A 1482-nucleotide genomic window follows, 5' to 3' on the forward strand; every position below is an offset into this window, starting at 1 on the left:
GGCTCTACGGATTTCAGGTGGGGATGGCCCCGTCGAGGCCTCCTCCGATGAGCAGCATTCGTAGCCGGTAGTTCTCTCTGTTGCGGAACCCGCGGGCCACTCGACGAGCGAGCTCGATCAACCCGTTCACAGCCTCGGTGCCGCCGTTGTTCGCCCGGTCAGTGGTGAAATAGGCCAAGAACGCATCTCGCCAGCGGCGCAGAGTCCGACCCAGACGAGCGATCTCTGGCACCGGACAAGAAGGAAACGAGTCCAAGACCTTCAGCGCGATCCGATGACCCGCGCGCAGATCTTTGTGCTGGTAGGCGCTGCGCAGTTCTTGGGCGCATTGGAACGCGAGGAAGACCTCTTCATGCCGGGGATCGGCGGTGATGATCTTCTCCAGACGAGCACACTGCTTCTCGGTGAGGTTCTCCGCTCCTGATTGGAGCACCTTGCGGATCCCGTAGAGCGGGTCGCCCTTGCGGCCCCGATGACCGTGGATATCGAGCTGCACCCGCCGGCGGACGTCGTCGACGGCCCCGGTGCCCAGCTTCACCACATGGAAGGCGTCCAGGACCGCGGTGGCGTCTTCGAGCTGGGCATCGATCGCGGTCTTGTACCCGGCGAACGGGTCCAGGGTCGCGACCGTGATCCCACCACGGAAACCTTCGCTGCGCTTCGCCAACCAGTCGGCGTAGGCCGCGCCGGTGCGGCCCGGGACCAGGTCCAGCAGCCTGGCCCGCACCCGACCATGAGCATCTCGGGTGAGGTCGACCATCCCAGTCAGCTCCTTGGGTCCACGTCGGCGCCGATCCACGTGGTGCCAGATGTGCTCATCGACCCCGAGAGTGGTCACTGCGGTGTAGCGGTGTTCCTGGGCGGCGGCTTCGCTGAGCACTGGTCGGATCGCTTTCCACACGGTGTGCCAGTCGATGCCCAACTGCCGGGCGATCCCGGCCACTGAGACGTTCTCGCGGCGCATCTGAGCGATGCTCCAGCTGATGCACCGGCGGGTCATCAGCGTCCGCGGGGCCGCCACAGCAGGGTCTTGTTCGGTGAAGACTCCACGGTCGCAGTCGGGGTCCTGACATCGCCACCGGCGTTTGCGCCAGATCAGCTTCGCTGGGGTCCCGTAGACCGGGGCGTCGATGAGCTCGACGTCGCGTCGGCCGGCGCTGACCGCGAGGACTGCGCAGTCCGGGCACCCGGCCAGGCCCGGGGCGGATTCCACGACGACGTACAGCTGGCCGTGCTGGGCTGCGCGGTGGACATCGATGACGTGGAGACCTTCGAGGTCAGCGAAGAGGTCACAGTGCTTGCAGTAGTCGGTCAGGGTTGGGCAGGCAGGAGCAGGGCGCGTATTCTCAGACATCGGTCGGGGCTCTTTCGATGAGTCAGTTTGCTTGGTCGCTACTGATCATCGAGGGCCCCGGCCTCTTCTTACTGACTCACCAGTCTCCTCGGCGTGTCACCCCGCCCCCACCTGAAATCCGAAGAGCC

Annotated in this window: 1 protein-coding gene; it reads right to left on the reverse strand. The window is 65.5% G+C overall.

All coding sequences use genetic code 11. The features are described 5' to 3' along the window. Window positions 1–13: 13 nt before the first annotated feature. Window positions 14–1354 carry an ISL3 family transposase gene (locus RH857_RS13475; RefSeq protein WP_310538491.1) on the reverse strand — a complete coding sequence of 447 codons (1341 nt, stop codon included), beginning with the start codon at window positions 1352–1354 and terminating at the stop codon, window positions 14–16. Between the last annotated feature and the right edge of the window lie 128 nt (window positions 1355–1482).

Source organism: Nesterenkonia flava, from assembly GCF_031432335.1.
In the GTDB taxonomy this organism is placed as follows: Bacteria; Actinomycetota; Actinomycetes; order Actinomycetales; family Micrococcaceae; genus Nesterenkonia; species Nesterenkonia flava.